We start from the raw sequence: 18,255 nt of genomic DNA on the forward strand, positions 1-18,255 counted from the left end.
ACAACCTTTATTAACCAAAGCAATCCATCCAAGCAATGCAAGCTGCTTACATAGTAGACGCGGTCCGCACCCCAATAGGCCGTTATGGTGGGGTTCTCAGTACAGTCAGGCCAGACGATATGCTGGCTCACTTAATCAAAGCCATCTTAGCGCGTAATCCAACCCTTGATCCTGCCAGTATTGAGGACGTGATTGCCGGAGCCACTAACCAGGCCGGTGAAGATAACCGCGATATAGCCAGGATGGCGGCATTGCTGGCAGGGCTACCTGTAACAGTACCCGGAAATACGGTTAACCGCCTCTGTGCTTCAGGCATGCAGGCTATCATGGATGCAGCCAGGGCTATTATGTGCGGAGACGGAGATGTATACCTGGCCGGTGGAGTAGAAAGCATGACACGAGCACCATTGGTAATGCCAAAAGCAGATGGTCCGTTCAGCAGAAAGACGGAAATTTATGATTCTACCATAGGCTGGCGCTTTACTAATAAGAAGCTGGCAGATATGTATCATCCCTACTCAATGGGAGAAACTGCTGAGAACATTGCCCGCCAATGGAATATCAGCAGGGAAGAACAAGATCTGTTTGCCTACGAAAGCCAGGTGAAATACAAGGCAGCCTATGACGCCGGAAAGTGGGACGCGGAAATTATCCCTATTGCCATCACTCCTAATAAGCAGGGGCAGGTTATCATTACAGATGATGAGCCGCCCAGAGAAACTTCTATCGAAAAGCTGGCAGGACTCAAACCTGCTTTTGCAAAAGAAGGGAGTGTAACCGCCGGTAACTCAGCAGGTATCAACGACGGTGCTGCTGTAGTATTGGTGGTATCTGAAGCAGCCCTGAAACAATACAATCTGACCCCAATAATGCAGATTAAGTCTATGGCAGTGGCCGGAGTAGATCCTTCTATCATGGGCATAGGACCAGTACCGGCAAGTGAGAAAGCCTTACGCAGAGCGGGACTTACAGTTAATCAACTGGATCTGATTGAACTAAATGAAGCTTTTGCAGTACAGGCACTCGCCTGCATCCGTGACCTTAAACTGGATACTTCAAAAGTGAATGTGAACGGAGGCTCTATTGCTATCGGGCATCCGCTGGGCTGCACAGGAGCAAGGATTGCAGCAACATTACTCAATGAGTTTACGCGCAGACCAGGAGCAAAGTATGGGTTGACGACGATGTGTGTAGGAGTGGGGCAGGGAGCGGCGATGGTGTATGAGAAGTTGAGTTAAAATAAAACGGGCGGTCGGAATCTACCGGCCGCCCGTTGATGGCAAGCAAAAAAAGGATTACAAACAAATCTGTTTCTCCGTCATCATCTTCCGGAGATTTATCAGACCGTATCTCATCCGGCCTAATGCGGTATTGATACTCACCTGGGTGAGATCTGCAATTTCTTTAAAGCTCAGGTCTGCGTAATGGCGGAGGATGATCACTTCCCGTTGCTCTTCAGGCAGCAGGTCGAGCATACGCCTTACTCGGTCGTGGCTCTGTGCGGTGATCATTTTTTCTTCTGCACTGCTTTCACTGAAATTCAATACGTTGAAAATATCTTTATCGTCGCTGGTTTTAATGATCGGAGTACGCTTGATCTTGCGGAAATGATCCACACACAGGTTGTGCGCGATACGCATTGCCCAGGGTAGGAACTTACCTTTCTCTGTATAGCGTTCTGCTCTGATAGTATCTATGATCTTTATAAAGGTATCCTGGAAAATATCTTCAGCCAGGAATGCGTCTTTCACAAGTAATACAATAGAGGTATAGAGCTTATCTTTGTGTCTGTGCACTAATTCTTCCAATGCGGAGGCATGACCCTTTTTGAAGAGGGTAATTAGTTGCTCATCACTTAGTTTGTACATTATTTGCATAAACTTCTACAATAGCGGGTTTAAAATAAAAATAGGACTTGTGACAGTCGTAGGAAAAAAGTGTAGAGTTTACGCTATAATAGGTAGATTTTATGTTAGTAATTCGGATTCGGAAAGGGCTCCTGAATCCATCTAATGCAAATATAGAGTAATAGTTCAATAAAACAATCCCTCATTTGTGCAATTTTCCAGCAATTTAATATAGTCGCAAGTCAGCTGAATTGACCCACTGTTGCAGGTTTCGTACATAACACGTTCAGGAAGAATGGAAATCCACCGGAATGGTTTACTTTCGGTATTTTTGCATCCATTATGGCTACTAAAGTGAAGAAAACGGAAACTATAACTGATGATCAGTCAGTTAGTACGCAAGATCAGATTTTCATTAAGGGCGCACGCGTTCACAACCTCAAAAATGTAAGCGTTGGTATCCCCAGAAGCAAGCTGGTAGTGGTAACCGGAGTATCCGGTTCAGGAAAGTCTTCACTGACCATGGACACATTGTATGCTGAAGGTCAGCGCCGCTATGCGGAAAGCCTCAGCGCATATGCCCGTCAGTTCCTCATGCGCATGAACAAACCTGACGTTGATTATATCAAAGGCATCTGTCCTGCCATTGCCATCGAGCAGAAGGTAATAACCCGTACGCCCCGGTCTACCGTAGGCTCTATGACTGAGATATATGATTATCTCCGCCTGCTGTTTGCCCGTATAGGTAAAACCTATTCTCCTGTCTCCGGTCAGCTCGTGAAGAAGCACGAGGTAAGTGATGTCGTAGACTATATCAAAAAATTACCCGCCGGTTCTAAAGTACAATTGCTGGTAACTTTCCGACGCCATGAAAAGCGCGATGTGAAAGAAGAACTACAGATCCTGATGCAGAAGGGGTTCTCCCGCCTGTATGCCAAAGAGAAAGGAGTGGGTTCCCTGCTGCGTATTGAAGAACTGCTAGATGAGAAGAAACCGTCCTTGCCTAAAGAGGCTTACCTGTTGGTAGACCGTATCGTGGTGAAGGATTTTGAGGAGGATGACCTGCATCGCATAGCAGATAGTGTGCAGACCTCTTTCTATGAAAGTGAGGGCGACTGCCTGGTAGAAGTGAATGGTGGAGAAATGAAGCATTTTTCCAACCGCTTCGAGCTGGACGGTATGCAGTTTGAAGAACCTGTTCCCAACCTGTTCTCCTTCAATAACCCTTATGGCGCATGCCCGGTATGCGAAGGTTTCGGACAGGTATTGGGTATAGATGCGGATCTGGTTATACCTGATAAACGCCTTAGTGTTTATGAAAATGCCATTGCTCCCTGGAGAGGCGAGAAGATGGGTGAGTATAAAGAGGCGCTAATCAAGGCTTCCCGTAAGTTCAATTTCCCTGTTCATAAACCTATTGTTGATCTGACAGAAGAACAGCTTCAGTTACTGTGGACAGGCAATGAGCATTTTTATGGGCTGAATGAGTTCTTCAAAATGGTTGAGCAAAACCTGTATAAAGTGCAGTATCGGGTGTTGCAATCCCGCTATCGTGGCCGTACCATTTGCCCGGAATGCGGAGGGGGACGCCTGAGGAAAGAAGCATTATATATCAAAATTGCCGATACCAATATTGCCCAACTGGTAGATATGCCGGTAAGCAATCTCTACGAATGGTTTAGCAAGTTGCAGTTAACGGAATACGATCAGCAGGTGGCTAAAAGGATCCTGGTGGAGATTGATCATCGCCTGAAAACATTGCTCGACGTAGGATTAGGTTACCTTACCCTGAATCGTGTGGCTAATACCCTGAGTGGAGGAGAAAGCCAGCGTATTCAGCTGACCCGTTCGCTGGGTAGTAATCTGACCAATTCCATGTACATTCTTGACGAACCTAGTATTGGGCTGCACGCCCGGGATACCAGCCGGCTGATAGGTGTATTAAAGGAACTGCGCGACTTGGGTAACACAGTGGTAGTAGTAGAACATGACGAGATGATGATGCAGGAAGCTGACTATATCATTGATATGGGGCCTTTGGCTAGTCACCTGGGAGGAGAAGTGATTTTTGCGGGCAACTATCAGCAGATACTCAAAGACACAAAAAGTCTGACCGGGAAATATCTCAGCGGGCAATTCAGTATTGACCCACCAGCTAAAACACGCAAGTGGAAAAAGGCCATCTCTCTGGAAGGATGCCGGCAGCATAATCTAAAAAACATAGATGTTGATTTTCCTTTACAGGTACTTACAGTAGTAAGCGGTGTGAGCGGTTCAGGAAAGACAACACTGGTGAAACAGATCCTGTATCCCGCCCTTATGAAACTGAAAGGTGAGTTTGCGGAGCGGGTAGGCCAGCATCGTGCATTGAAAGGTGCAGTTGATGATATCACCCAGATTGAGATGGTTGATCAGAATCCTATTGGTAAGTCATCCCGTTCCAACCCAGTAACATATATCAAAGCCTATGATGAGATCCGTGACCTGTTTGCCAAGCAGCAGCTGAGCAAGATGCGCGGATTCCAGCCTAAACATTTTTCCTTCAACGTAGATGGGGGACGCTGTGATGCTTGTAAAGGGGAAGGTGAAGTGATCGTAGAAATGCAGTTCCTGGCAGATGTGCATCTGCAATGTGAAAGTTGCGGTGGCCGGCGCTTTAAAGAAGAAGTGCTGGAAGTAACCTATAAAGGTAAAAATATCCATGACGTACTGGAAATGAGCGTAGAGGAATCGCTGGACTTCTTTAAGGACGAAAAGGATGTATGTAATAAGATCCGCCCATTGAGTGATGTAGGCCTTGGCTATGTAAAACTTGGTCAAAGCAGCGATACCCTGAGCGGTGGTGAGGCACAACGTGTAAAACTGGCTTCCTTCCTGGGCAAAGGCAAGGCGCAGGGACATATTCTGTTTATATTTGACGAACCTACTACAGGGCTTCATTTCCATGACATCAAGAAACTGCTTGCTTCCTTTAATGCCCTGATTGATCAGGGGCATAGTGTGCTGGTGATAGAACACAATATCGATGTCATCCGTAGTGCTGACTGGGTAATTGATTTAGGACCAGAAGGGGGTGCCGGTGGCGGAAAACTACTATATGCAGGGTTACCGGAAGGGTTGAAGAAGGTACCTGAAAGTTATACGGGACAATACCTGTAACACCAATAAAACAATGGAATAGTGCCGCTAGGCATCAGGATAAAAAAAGGAGCAGCCGTATGACAATCATACGGCTGCTCCTTTTTTTATTTGATTCAAACGCTAAATTTGAATAGTTCATTATTGATTATCAGCCAGTTATTGGATGGTTGTTACGCTTATGCCAACTCCTGATAATTGATGGTCTTATCTCAGTCTGTCAAGTGATTTAATCAGCTTTTCATCCTTATAAATGCCTCTCGCAGCCATCAATAGAAATATAAATATCAGTACCGGCAGGAATGCGCCTGGCAGATAGGTAGCGGTAGTAATAAGTTTACCAGAGGCCTGGAGCTCGTTAGCCGTATCCTGTACCTTAAAGTATTGCAGCACAACTGCCGCTAGGGACAGAAGGATATTTAATATTGTCAGCCGGAACTGAAGCTTACGGTTTTTGAACAGGAAAATGCAGAAAAGGGCTAACCCTACGATCAGCATGAGGACCAGAAACACTATAAAACTCGACTGTGCATTAAAATATCTGATCGATCCGTCGTTAACTGTAGCCTTCCATATATTCAGGAACCAGGTACCTACACCGGCCGCAGCCGCTAATAAAAGGTAAAGACTTTGAATGCGTTGTATCATGTTTGTCAGAGAGATTTACCGGGTAAAAATAAGTAAATATTGTGAACCTACTCTTTCGTGCTAGTCACTGTTCCTTCAATACTTCGTATATTGCACGCCCAAGAACAATCTTTTATTGAAATGGCAAGAAAACAGAACAAGCAGGATGCGTTGGATTACCACGCATTGGGGCGGCCTGGAAAAATTGAAGTAATACCTACAAAGAACACCAAAACTCAATGGGACCTTTCACTGGCTTACTCTCCCGGAGTTGCCGAGCCATGTAAGGAAATTGCGAAAGACGTAGAAAACGTGTACAAATATACCGCCAAAGGAAATCTTGTAGCGGTAATCAGTAACGGTACGGCGGTACTCGGCCTGGGCGATATTGGCCCTGAAGCTGGTAAACCAGTAATGGAAGGTAAAGCAGTATTGTTCAAAATATTTGCAGACATCGACGTGTTTGACATTGAGTTGAACACAAAAAACGTAGACGAGTTTGTACAGGTTGTGAAAGCCATGGAGCCGACTTTTGGTGGTATTAACCTGGAAGATATCAAAAGTCCTGAGTGCTTTGAGATAGAGGAGCGTCTGAAAAAAGAACTGAAGATCCCTATCATGCATGATGACCAGCATGGTACGGCGATCATCTCCAGTGCTGCGTTACTGAATGCACTGGAACTGGTAAAAAAGAAAATAGATAAGGTTAATATCGTTGTTAATGGCGCTGGTGCAGCTGCCATGGCCTGTGTAAAACTATACGTAGCACTGGGCGCGAAAAAGGAGAATATCATTATGTTTGACAAGGATGGCGTCATTAATGTAGGCCGTCCTAATCTCTCCGCGCTGCATACACAGTTTGCTACCACATCTAAAGTACTGGAGCTTGCAGAGGCATTGAAAGATGCTGACGTATTTGTTGGTCTGTCTGTAGGTAATGTAGTGACGCCTAATATGATCAAGAGTATGGCGAAAAATCCGATTGTGTTTGCAATGGCAAACCCTGATCCGGAGATCGCTTATGATCTGGCTATTGCTTCCCGTCCTGATGTTATTATGTGTACCGGCCGTTCTGATCATCCTAACCAGGTGAACAACGTATTGGGTTTCCCATATATTTTCCGTGGAGCACTTGACGTACGGGCCACTCAGATCAATGAAGAGATGAAACTGGCTGCAGTACATGCACTGGCTGAACTTGCCAAAGAATCAGTACCAGATATCGTGAATCTGGCCTATAATGAGAAGAACCTGTTCTTCGGTCCGCGATATATTATCCCTAAGCCGCTGGATCCACGCTTATTAAGCCATGTAGCTCCGGCGGTGGCAAGAGCAGCAATGGAAAGTGGTGTTGCACAGCAACCTATTACCAATTGGGAAGAATATGTAGAAATACTGAACAAGCGTCTCGGACTGGATAATCAGTTGTTCCGTGTGATAGGTACTAAGGCGCGTCAGGACCCACGTAAGGTTGTATTTGCAGAAGCAGATAACCTGAAAGTACTGAAAGCTTCCCAGGTAGTGAGGGAAGAGGGTATTGCCTATCCCATACTGTTGGGTAATGAACTGCGTATCCGTAACCTGGCAGCAGAACATGGTATAGAGCTGGACGATACAGTGATTATCGATCCGAAGAGTGATGAGATGAGCGAAAAGCGTCATCAGTTCGGAGAGTTGTTCTTTAAGAAACGTCAGCGTAAAGGCTTTAACCAGTACGAAGCAAAGAAAGTAATGCGTGAGCGTAACTACTTTGGTTGTATGCTGGTGGAAACAGGAGAAGCAGATGCACTGATCTCTGGTCTGACCCGTAATTACCCGGATACTATTCGTCCAGCGTTACATGTAATCGGTATGGAGCCGAATGCTAAGCGCGTGGCCGGTATGTATATTATCAATACAAAACGCGGTCCGCTGTTCCTGGGAGATACTACTGTAAACTTTAATCCTACAGCGGAAGAGCTGGCGGAAATAACACTGCTGGTAGCTAATGAGGTAAGGCAGTTTAATATTACGCCACGTATTGCGATGCTGTCCTATTCAAGCTTCGGCTCCAGTGGTACACCTGAAGCCCAAATGGTTGCTAAAGCGCGCGAGATTGTAAAACAGAAAGATCCTACCCTGATAGTAGATGGTGAGATACAGGCAGCTATGGCCTTCAACCAGGAGATCCTGAAGGACAGTTATCCTTTCAGTGAACTGATGGGACAGGAAGTGAATACGCTGATCTTCCCTAATCTGGCAGCAGGAAACATTGCTTATAATCTGCTCCAGGAAGTTGCTGGTTTCGATGCCATCGGACCAGTACTGCTGGGTATGAAGAAGCCTGTGCATATTCTTCAGTTGGGCAGCACCGTGCGTTCAATTGTGAACATGGTGAATATTGCTGTAGTGGATGCACAGCATAAATGTTGCGATAAGAAATAACTTCCAATAATTAAGAATTGGGAATTAGGAATGGGCAATAAATGCCTGTAATAGAATTTATATCGGTATTGATTCATTAACTTAATGATGGAATACCGTTTGTAGACGAAGGGCTACTGGATTCTAAATTCCTAATTCCTAATTTTTTTTCATGCAGCATATATCAAAGAAAAAAGCTTTTTTTCCGCTGAATCCTGCATTCAGAGGCTATCTTAAATTGTATGAGAGAGAGGTAAAGCTGCCTGTCACTTATGAAGAGATGCGTTATTTTGATAACAGCATTCCGGTGTACGACAAGAGTGGAAAGGATACCTTATGGGAATCTGTTTTTTATCCGCAGAGTATGTATCATCAGCTGCAGGCAGGATTGAAAAGGATCTATTCTATCCTGAAGGCCGGGGGAGATTTTACTGCAGAAGAACACCTGGAGGTGGAGCGTATTGACTTCTGTACATTCGGCAATTCAAATCCTTTCCGTATCAGGATCAGAAATACCTACAATGATGTGTACGACTACTTCTATATCAAAGTCGCAGATGCTTCCCGTATCTATGGACTAGAGCTGGAACATATCTTATCTCCCTATTGGATTACCTATATTGTTGATGGAAATACCCTGATAGAAGAACATATTGCCGGCGTACCCGGAGACCAGTTCATTCTGCACTACCTGGACAGACCGGAGTTTAACCCTAAGCGTATCGCCAAGGAGTTTGTCAAGTTCAATGAGCGTTGCTTCGTACGATTGCTGGGAGATATGCGTTCCTACAACTTTGTTTTTGACATTACCCAGGATTTTGATGATGTACAGTTCAGGATAAGGGCAATTGATTTTGACCAGCAGTTTTATGAGGGAAAGCGGACATTATATATGCCGCAGTTTTTCAAGGAGAACCGGATTTTTGTTGAACTGGCTATGAAACATCTCAATGCCGAGGTAGTGAAGCAGTATCAGCAGGAGGAACGTTCAGTTATTGCCCGTAGGATCAAGACACAACGGCACCGTATAAAGGACCTGCGGGATGTGATTATGACCGACAGGGTATCATTCCCAGAGAAAATAAGTCAGCTGGGCCATGAATTGGCAGAGTACTACCAGGATCCTGTCTTTTCCCGTTGTAAGACAATGGGTGCGATCATAGAGCGTAGTCTAAAGCGCCTGCTGGTGAGAAGTCTTAAATAACGGGAACTGCCGGAGGCTATGTAGTCCCAACTATTTTTCCCTATCTTTGGCCAGTTATGGAATTTAGATTCTTTCATCATTTCGGAAGCTACCTGCTTATGCTCAAAGGCATGTTTACCAGACCGGAAAACATGCGTATGTTCTGGAAGGAGTTTATGCGACAGTGTGTAGATATAGGCATTGGGTCTTTAGGGATAGTACTTATTATTTCACTGTTTATGGGAGGGGTGACTACCCTGCAGATCGCTTATCAGCTGGTAAGCCCTATTATCCCCAGGTCAACTATTGCACAGATAGTAAGAGACACCATTATACTTGAATTTGCACCTACACTTACCTGTATCGTATTGGCAGGTGTGGTAGGCTCAAAAATAGCCTCAGAGCTGGGTAATATGCGTGTATCCGAGCAGATTGATGCTCAGGAGATAATGGGTATCAATACTAAGGGGTACCTGATTCTGCCAAAGATTATGGCTGCTGTAATTATGATACCATGTCTGATCAGTATTGCAGGTTTCCTGGGCATCTGGGGAGGCCAGAAGGCAGGTGAACTGGGTGGTATATTGTCATCTGATCAGTATTGGCAAGGACTTAGACAGGACTTCAGAGCTTATAATATCTTTTTTGCTTTGTTTAAGTCTTTCGTATTTGCCTTTATTATAGCCAGCGTACCTTCTTATTATGGATATCATGTACAGGGGGGCGCGTTAGAGATTGGTAAAGCCAGTACCAGTGCTGTGGTTGTTACCTGTGTACTTATATTATTTATGGATTTCGTGCTGGCCGCACTTTTGTTATAAGACGTTCGCCCATTACAAACGACAGGATTGCTGTAGCGTTTTGTAGTTCGGATTCTAATTCGTAATTGTTTATGATTGAATTGGTTAATATTAAGAAGGGCTTTGGCGATAAGATCATTCTGCCGGATGTTTCGGCAGTAATGGAGACCGGGAAGGTCAATCTTATTATTGGAAGCAGTGGTAGTGGAAAGACGGTAATGATGAAGTGTATGGTGGGACTGATGGAGGTAGATGCTGGTAAGATCCTGTATAATGGTGAGGATTTCGGTGCTATGGCCGATCAGGAGAAGAAGGAGATCCGTCAGCAGATAGGAATGCTTTTCCAGGGGTCAGCCCTGTTTGACAGTATGACAGTTGAGCAGAATGTGATGTTCCCGCTGGATATGTTTGGAAAAGGTACCCTCCGGGAGAAGAAGGCCCGTGTGATGGAGTGCCTGGAAAGAGTACAGCTGAAAGATGCAGCCAAGAAGTTTCCTGCTGAAATCAGTGGCGGGATGAAGAAAAGGGTGGGTATTGCCCGTGCTATTGTATTGAATCCTAAGTACTTATTCTGTGATGAGCCTAACTCGGGACTTGATCCTCAGACATCATTATTGATTGATAAGCTGATCAAGGAATTAACACTTGAGTACAACATCACTACGGTAATTAATACACATGATATGAATACCGTGATGGAAAGCGGTGACCATATTGTATATATGTATAAGGGGCGTAAGCAGTGGGAAGGAAGTAATAAAGATATCATTTTCAGCAAAGATGAGAAGCTGAATGACTTTATATTTGCATCCGACTTCCTGCGGGATGCAAAGGAAATGAGGCAAATGGAGATGTTCCAGAGTCAGGATTGGCGTAATAAGTTAAAAAAAGATTGATTTGGAAATTGGGATTAGGACTTTAATTTTGCCGATATCTATTATAAAACAATAAACCAAGCGCGATGAGTGTTTTAGTTAATAAGAATAGCAAAGTGATTGTACAGGGCTTTACCGGTACAGAGGGCACATTCCATGCCACACAGATGATAGAATATGGCACGCAGGTAGTAGGCGGCGTTACGCCGGGTAAAGGCGGCACCAAGCACCTGGAACGTCCGGTTTTCAATACCGTAAGCGATGCGGTAAAGGAAACAGGCGCTGATGTTTCTATCATTTTCGTTCCACCAGGTTTCGCAGCAGATGCGATCATGGAAGCAGCTGAAGCTGGTATTGAGCTGATCGTATGTATCACTGAGGGTATTCCCGTTCAGGATATGATCAAAGCTAAAAACTTCCTGGTTGGTCGTAATAGCCGCCTGATCGGACCAAACTGCCCTGGTGTAATCACTGCTGAAGAGGCTAAAGTAGGTATCATGCCTGGTTTCATTTTCAAAAAAGGTAACATCGGTATCGTATCTAAATCCGGTACTTTAACATATGAAGCTGCTGATCAGGTAGTTAAAGCTGGTCTGGGTGTTTCTACCGCTATTGGTATCGGTGGAGATCCAATCATCGGTACACCAACCAAAGATGCAGTTGAATTGCTGATGAACGATCCTGAGACTGTTGGTATCATCATGATTGGTGAAATTGGCGGTAGCATGGAAGCTGACGCAGCAAAATGGATCAAAGAAAACGGTACTAAACCTGTAGTTGGTTTCATCGCAGGCCAGACTGCTCCTCCGGGACGTCGTATGGGCCACGCTGGTGCTATCATCGGTGGTGCTGATGATACAGCAGCTGCTAAAATGAAGATTATGGCTGAATGTGGTGTACACGTAGTAGCAAGCCCTGCTGACATTGGAAAGACAATGGCGGAAGTGCTGAAGACTGCAAAAGCATAATAATCAGTATCTTATTATATTTTATGTCCTCCCATGGGTTAATCCGCGGGAGGATTTTTTTTGGCCCCAATAACATTATTAGTGAATTTTATAATGGAACCCTGTGGAATAGGACATTTTTCTGCATCCTGTTTCGGAGACAAACTGAATTTTATGCTATCCCGTATGCGTCTTATCGGAGCTGTATTTATTTTATTAACTCTAAGCTGTACAAATGCTATGGCACAGTTTAACTATGACACCCAATGGAAGAAGGTATCAGAACTGGAATCCAAAAGTTTCTACAGAGCAGCCTTTGAGGCGCTCGATGTGATTTCAGCAAATGCAATTAAGGAGAAAAATGAACCACAACTGCTGAAAACATATATCTATCGTGTGAAATACACCGGATATGTAGATATTGGCCCGTCTGACGGAAATAAAGCCTGGAGGAAACAGGCCTTTTCACCAATATCTTATGCCGTGCTAAAAAGTATGCAGGCAGAGTTACTTATGAACTACCTGCGTAACCATAGGTACGAGCTATATAGTCGTACCGACGTACCAGGAGATACATCCAGGGATGTAGACACCTGGAGCGAGGAACGTCTCCATAGAGAGATCACTGCTGCTTATGAAGCCTCTTTGCAGGATGCTGCTGTGCTGAAAAAGACAGATATCAGCCAGTACCATGTAATTCTCACTGAAGGTTCCAAGGAAGGTCGTGCGGTACGTTCCACTTTATATGACCTGTTGGCGCACCGTGCACTGGACTATTATAAGTCTGGTGAGAGTCTCATCACCAGCCCTGAAAATCAGTTTGAACTGACAGATGCTGCTGCTTTTGCACCAGCGGCTGAATTTGTTAATCATACATTTACTACCACTGATTCCACCTCGCTTCAGTTTAAAGCGCTGCTGATCTTGCAGGAACTAATGCGTTTGCATGCTAATAACAAAACAGCATTACTGGAAGTAGATCTGGAAAGAACCTTATACATTCATCAGGTTGGCATTATGCCTGACAAAGATGAATTATACCTCAAGTTGTTAAAGAGTCAGGAAAAAGAATATACAGGGGAAAAGGAAGTCGCCAAGTTTATACATTTGCTGGCAGAATACTATCATAATGAAAGTAATAAGAAGGAGCCAGGTATGATCGATGGTATGACCGCATCAGCAGCAAGCAAGTACGCCAAGGAGCTGTGCGAGAAGGGAAAAGCAATCGCCCCAGGTTACCAGGGAAGTACAAACTGCGCCAATCTGCTTATTAGTATCCTTCAGAAGCAGCTGGAACTGCAAACAGAGTTGGTTAATCTACCAGGTGTACCATTTCGGTCACTGGTAAGCTATCGCAATACCGACAAGCTGTATCTGAGAGTTATCAGTATTAATGAGGCCTTCCGAAGTTCTCTACGTGCTGCTCAACGTGATTACCGCGATACCACTCACCGTTACTGGAGGCTGATGCTGGAGAAACAACCAGTAAAAAGCTGGGAGCAAACATTGACCGGGTCTGAAGACTATTTGCAGCATGCAGCTGAAATTAAAGTAGACGGATTACCGCTGGGTATGTACGTAGTGCTGGCCAGTGTAAAGAGTAACTTCTCATTGGAAGATAATTTGATGGCAATACAGTTTATTCATGTATCCAATATCAGTTACGTATTGCATGAATTTAATGCAGACGATATTATTAACCGGTTCTATACCTTACATCGTCAGAGTGGGCAACCTTTGCCTAATACAAAACTGAATGTATGGAGCTTCAATGATGACGGTAAAAAAGAAAAGTTACAGCTGGTACAAACATATACCACAGATAAAGAAGGAAAGATTGATGTTAAATGGTCAAATCTTCGTCAGGATGTCAAACTGGAATGGATAAGTGGGAATGATCAGTTGTATCTGGATGATCATAAATATGTGTACAACTACAAATATCAGCAGGAATCCGAAGGGCAGGAAGAAAATTACAAAAGCTTTTTGTTTACTGACAGAGCAATTTATCGTCCTGGGCAGACAATGCATTTCAAAGGAATTATGCTGTCCAAAAATGGTAAGGGAGCAACTATAGTAGCAGACAAAGCAGCGGTTGTATTGCTGAAGGATACAGAAGGTCAGACTATTGAAGAAATACGTCTTACAACAAATGAATTTGGTGCATTTTCCGGCCGTTTCACATTACCTTCAAACCGATTAAATGGAGAATTTAGTATTGAAGAAACGAACACAGACGCAGAGGTATCTTTCAGTGTGGAAGAATACAAGCGCCCTAAGTTCTATGTTGAGTTTGCGCCAGTACGTGGCACTTACCGTGTAAATGATTCGGTGAAGGTTACTGCGAAAGCAATAGCTTATGCAGGTAATAATATTACAGGTGCAAAAGTAGAATACCGGATTGTCAGAAATACACGATTCCCTTATCCGTGGCTAATGTGGAGATCTCCTTACCGGGGTACCACACGTGAGATCACACACGGACAGAGTACGACAGGTGCAGACGGAACGTTCAGTGTAACTTTTCCTGCGCTGCCGGATAACAAAGTGCCGGCATCTCAGAAGCCGGTATTTACCTACACTGTATCAGCAACAATCACAGACATAAATGGAGAAACACACAGTGAGGAACAGTTGGTAAATGCCGGATATCAGGCACTGGAAATAGACATAGAGCTGCCTGACAGAGTAACAGCAAAAACGCTGGACTCTGTAAAGCTGGTCACACAGAATCTCAATGGTGTGTTTGAAGCTGCTAATGTGAAGGTAGTTGTAAATACTGTTAAACCGCCAAGCAGGTTGCTGAGAGCAAGATACTGGCGTAAACCGGATCAGTTTGTCATGTCTCAAGCTGAATTTCAGCGTCTATTTCCTAATGACATTTACAATGATGAAAACAAACAGGAAAGCTGGGAAAGGGCTGGTGAAATGTCATCGTTGAATGTAACCACTGTTGAGAATGCAAAGGTGAAGCTGGTAAAAGGAAAGTTAGACGCTGGTTGGTATGAGGTACAGGTAAGCACCAAAGATAAGTATGGTGAAGAAGTGGTACAAAAGAAGTTGTTTGAAGTAGTGGACCCTGCTGCAAAGAAGCCTGCTTATCCATCATATATCTGGAAATACGCAGAAGGAGGACCCATTGAACCAGGAGCAAAGAAACAGATAAAAATAGGGTCTGCTGCAAATGATGTACATGTACTACAGCTATTTCAGCAGCAGAATAAACAGGAAGTATTTAGCAGCTTTACGCTTAATAACAGTATAGCAAACAGAGACTATGATGTGCAGGAAGCTGACCGGGGTAATGTTGTTTTCCAGTATGCATTCGTTAAGGACAATCGCATCTATCTTGAAAGCGAAACTGTCAATGTACCCTGGACAAATAAACAGCTGGATATTACTATCGGTACACACCGCGATAAACTGCAACCTGGCGAAAAGGAAAAATGGCAGGTGAAAATTAAAGGCTATAAAGGTGAGCAGGTAGCTGCAGAAATGCTGGCCACTATGTATGATGCTTCCCTTGATGAATTTCGCAAACATGCTTATACAGCTCCTTTTTTAGATAGCTATCTGACACCGTTCCGCTTTTGGGCAGGCAATGATAACTTCAGAGGCGTATATTCACAGGAATATAATAACATATGGCAGCCTGGTATAGCAGCTCAAATTGATCAGACATTTGATCAGATTGACTGGGAAGGCAATGAAGGCGGTAGCATGGGTGACAATGCATATCTCTTGGTAAATAAATCAGAGAAGGATGCAGCAGAAGTGAGAATAGTCGGTTATGCAACAAACAGGAAAAAAAGAATGATGAGTAGCGCTGTTGCCCGTTCCGGTTCTGCTGAATATAATAAGTTGTATGATTCTGCACCTATGCCTGCTGCGCCGGTGATGGCAGTGCAAGCTGAAAATATACGTGCAGCAGCTGTTGATATGGAGAGTGAGGTATTGGGTGGCGCTGCCGAACAGGCCACGATTTCTAAAGAGAAAGTGCAACCACGTAAGAACTTCAATGAGACTGCCTTCTTCATGCCAGCCCTGCGCACCGATAAGGATGGTAACATCAGCTTTGAATTTACAGTTCCTGAAGCATTAACACGCTGGCATTTCCTTTCACTTGCACATACTAAAGAGGCAGCATTTGGTACAGCAGAATCAAGTATTGTTACGCAGAAAGCACTGATGGTACAACCAAATGCACCCCGCTTCATGCGTGAAGGAGATAAGATTGAGTTTTCTGCCAAGATTAGTAACCTGGCGGATAAACAACTTAGAGGCGAGGCAAGGCTAGAATTACTGGATGCAGCAACTATGCAACCAGTAGATGGATGGTTCCAGAATCTGTTTCCTGTACAACATTTTACAGTAGAGAAAGAACAAAGTACAGCTGTTAGCTTCCCGGTACAAATTCCTTTCAATTTTAATAGTTCATTGGTATACCGGATTATAGCTACGGCAGACAAATACAGTGATGGTGAAGAAAGTGCGCTGCCTGTACTGACCAACACGATGCTGGTAACAGAAACAATGCCATTGTCCATGAGGGGTGACGGTACGCGTACCTTTACCATGCCTAAGATGTTGAAGAGTGGTGAATCTGAAACATTGCAACAGCACTCCTTCACATTGGAATATACATCTAATCCTGCCTGGAATGCAGTGCAGGCATTACCTTACCTGATGGAATATCCATACGAATGTTCTGAACAGATATTCAACAGGTATTATGCAAATACACTCGCTTCGTACATTTCCAATGCTGCACCAGGCGTAAAAGCAATCTTTGAAAAATGGCGTACTACTGATACTGCCGCATTATTAAGTAACCTGCAGAAAAATGAAGAGTTGAAATCTGTTTTGCTACAGGAAACTCCTTGGGTGCTTGAAGCAAAGAATGAGGCTGCGCAGAAGAGTAAAATTGCATTGTTGTTTGATCTTCAGCGTATGAGTGGCGAACAGCAGAAAGCTATTGAACAGTTAAAAGACCGGCAGCTTTCCAGCGGTGCCTTCCCATGGTTCAATGGAATGTGGGCTGACCGTTACATCACGCAATATATACTCGCCGGAATTGGCCGTTTGCAGGAATTAAAGGCGCTGGACGCAGAGACAAATGATGATGTGGAAAATATAGTTACTAAAGGTCTGGCATATGCCGATAGAGAAACTGATGCCTCATATAACCGCCTGAAGCAACAGAAGGTAGATATGAATCAGCAGCATATAGGACCAATGGAAGTACATTACCTGTATACACGCCGGCTGCTGAAGCAAGTAGAGCTGCCAAACGAATACAGGGAAGCCTACCAGTACTACATCACACAAGCTAAGAAATACTGGCCTAAGCTGAACATTAATTCACAGGCTATGCTTGCAATAGTATTTAAGAGAAGTGCAGATGTAAAAACAGCAACAGAAATTATTGCCTCGTTGAAAGACCGTGCTATTGTTAATCGGGAGACTGGCATGAGCTGGAAAGATCTGACTGGTGGTTACTGGTGGTATGAAGCTCCTGTGGAAACACAGGCGATGCTGATTGCCGCGTTTCAAGAAGTAACTAACGATGCCACCGCAATAGGAGATATGAAAACATGGCTGCTGAAGAACAAACAGACTAATAGCTGGCCTACAACTAAATCAACAGCAGATGCTTGTTATGCAATGCTGTTAGGTGGTGAGAACTGGTTAAGCACTACTGCGCAGGTAAGTCTGAAGGCTGGCGCTCTTACAGTAAGCAGCGAGCAGGAAAAAACAGAAGCTGGTACCGGCTACTTCAAAAAACGGCTTAATACTACCGAAGTAAAGCCTGATATGGGAACAGTAACTGTTACCGTAAAAGATAGTAAAGGGCAGCCGTCATGGGGCGCTGCTTACTGGCAATACTTTGAGCAGCTGGACAAGATTACCAGTGCAGCAACTCCACTTCAATTGCAGAAAGAACTGTTTATTGAGAAGAATACAGAGAAAGGCCCTGTGCTTACTGCTGTAACTGATGGTAATAGCCTGAAGGTGGGTAGTAAGGTTAAGTCCCGTATCATATTGCGTGTAGATCGTGATATGGAATACGTACATCTGAAAGATATGCGTGCTGCATGTTTTGAACCGACCAGTGTACTGAGTGAAAGCAAATGGCAGAACGGTGTGAGTTATTATGAAAGCACAAAAGATGCGAGTACCAATTTCTTCTTCAGCCGCTTGCCAAGAGGTACTTATGTGTTTGAATATACATTGTTTGTGACCCATCAGGGTAATTTTAGCAATGGTATCAGTACAGCACAGTGTATGTACGCGCCCGAGTTCAGTGCACATAGCGAAGGAATCAGAGTAAAGGTGACTGAGTAAGAAATATCTTTAGACTAATTGTTAAAGCGGATGGGCAACCATCCGCTTTTTTTGAAACCGGACGTTTCTGTACTAAAACCGGACAGTGGA

General features: G+C 44.2%; 10 protein-coding genes. 8 read left to right on the forward strand and 2 right to left on the reverse strand.

Going from position 1 to position 18,255, the window contains the following annotated elements:
- Positions 1 to 35 precede the first annotated feature (35 nt).
- Positions 36 to 1,238 carry a thiolase family protein gene (locus tag K1Y79_RS19595; protein WP_220251853.1) on the forward strand — a complete coding sequence of 401 codons (1,203 nt, stop codon included), beginning with the start codon at positions 36 to 38 and terminating at the stop codon, positions 1,236 to 1,238.
- Positions 1,239 to 1,295: 57 nt separating this feature from the next.
- On the opposite strand, the gene K1Y79_RS19600 is transcribed toward K1Y79_RS19595, so the two are convergent.
- Positions 1,296 to 1,877, reverse strand: coding sequence for a sigma-70 family RNA polymerase sigma factor (locus K1Y79_RS19600; RefSeq protein ID WP_044217966.1), 582 nt, complete (start codon positions 1,875 to 1,877; stop codon positions 1,296 to 1,298).
- 312 nt (positions 1,878 to 2,189) lie between these two features.
- Between K1Y79_RS19600 and uvrA the strand changes: the two genes are divergently transcribed.
- The gene (uvrA, locus tag K1Y79_RS19605) at positions 2,190 to 5,006 is read left to right on the forward strand and encodes an excinuclease ABC subunit UvrA (protein ID WP_220251854.1); all 2,817 of its coding nucleotides are present in this window, start codon (positions 2,190 to 2,192) and stop codon (positions 5,004 to 5,006) included.
- A gap of 186 nt (positions 5,007 to 5,192) precedes the next feature.
- Here the strand turns inward: uvrA and K1Y79_RS19610 are convergent, their stop codons facing one another.
- On the reverse strand, positions 5,193 to 5,633 hold the full coding sequence (locus tag K1Y79_RS19610; RefSeq protein WP_220251855.1) for a DUF4293 domain-containing protein: 441 nt from the start codon (positions 5,631 to 5,633) through the stop codon (positions 5,193 to 5,195).
- Positions 5,634 to 5,753: 120 nt separating this feature from the next.
- Here K1Y79_RS19610 and K1Y79_RS29640 point away from each other — a divergent pair, with 120 nt between their 5' ends.
- The 6 genes from K1Y79_RS29640 to K1Y79_RS19640 all read left to right on the forward strand — a co-directional run bounded on the left by K1Y79_RS29640 (position 5,754) and on the right by K1Y79_RS19640 (position 18,165).
- Positions 5,754 to 8,036: an NADP-dependent malic enzyme gene (locus K1Y79_RS29640; protein WP_220251856.1), complete on the forward strand. Its 2,283-nt coding sequence runs from the start codon at positions 5,754 to 5,756 to the stop codon at positions 8,034 to 8,036.
- A 151-nt stretch (positions 8,037 to 8,187) separates the two neighbouring features.
- The gene (locus tag K1Y79_RS19620) at positions 8,188 to 9,219 is read left to right on the forward strand and encodes a hypothetical protein (protein ID WP_220251857.1); all 1,032 of its coding nucleotides are present in this window, start codon (positions 8,188 to 8,190) and stop codon (positions 9,217 to 9,219) included.
- A 56-nt stretch (positions 9,220 to 9,275) separates the two neighbouring features.
- Complete coding sequence (locus tag K1Y79_RS19625) at positions 9,276 to 10,019, forward strand: MlaE family ABC transporter permease (protein WP_220251858.1); 744 nt, start codon at positions 9,276 to 9,278, stop codon at positions 10,017 to 10,019.
- Positions 10,020 to 10,090: 71 nt separating this feature from the next.
- Positions 10,091 to 10,894, forward strand: coding sequence for an ABC transporter ATP-binding protein (locus tag K1Y79_RS19630; RefSeq protein WP_220251859.1), 804 nt, complete (start codon positions 10,091 to 10,093; stop codon positions 10,892 to 10,894).
- 65 nt (positions 10,895 to 10,959) lie between these two features.
- On the forward strand, positions 10,960 to 11,841 hold the full coding sequence (gene sucD / locus K1Y79_RS19635) for a succinate--CoA ligase subunit alpha (RefSeq protein WP_220251860.1): 882 nt from the start codon (positions 10,960 to 10,962) through the stop codon (positions 11,839 to 11,841).
- 219 nt (positions 11,842 to 12,060) lie between these two features.
- Positions 12,061 to 18,165 (forward strand): alpha-2-macroglobulin family protein, encoded by a 6,105-nt coding sequence (locus K1Y79_RS19640; protein ID WP_220251861.1) that lies wholly within the window; start codon positions 12,061 to 12,063, stop codon positions 18,163 to 18,165.
- Positions 18,166 to 18,255 lie beyond the last annotated feature (90 nt).

It is taken from the genome of Chitinophaga rhizophila, assembly GCF_019492185.1.
Taxonomy (GTDB): domain Bacteria; phylum Bacteroidota; class Bacteroidia; order Chitinophagales; family Chitinophagaceae; genus Chitinophaga; species Chitinophaga rhizophila.